This window comes from Pseudomonas sp. 2822-17 (assembly GCF_002742485.1).
In the GTDB taxonomy this organism is placed as follows: domain Bacteria; phylum Pseudomonadota; class Gammaproteobacteria; order Pseudomonadales; family Pseudomonadaceae; genus Aquipseudomonas; species Aquipseudomonas cyclaminis.
The window spans coordinates 1-302 of sequence record NZ_LJRZ01000189.1 but is presented as its reverse complement, the minus strand read 5'-3'; the positions used below and the strand labels follow the sequence as shown (position 1 = coordinate 302).

Below are 302 nucleotides of genomic sequence, written 5' to 3'. Positions count from 1 at the left end.
ATATAAGCGACAACTGAAGTTTGTTTCCACTTCACTTCATGAGACAGAGGTGAAGGTAAACCGTTTAGATGTGGACCTTGATAATAGATTAAACAAGCTAGAAGGGGAATACGAATTATCCTTTGAAGCTGCCAGAACTCAATATCCCCTTCATGTGGACCTTGATGAAGGTAGAAAAAGAGTAAAGCTTATTAAAATGGCAATTGAAGAATTGGGGACAGTGAATGTTGGTGCAATTGAAGAATATGATCGGGTAAGGGAACGCTATGAGTTTTTAATGACCCAAAAGCAAGACTTAGAGG

General features: G+C 38.7%; 1 protein-coding gene. It reads left to right on the top strand.

Annotation, left to right across the window (positions count from 1 at the left end):
* Nucleotides 1-49 precede the first annotated feature (49 nt).
* Nucleotides 50-302 (top strand): hypothetical protein (locus AOA60_RS01565; RefSeq protein ID WP_178075306.1); only part of this gene is annotated, 253 nt, incomplete at its 3' end.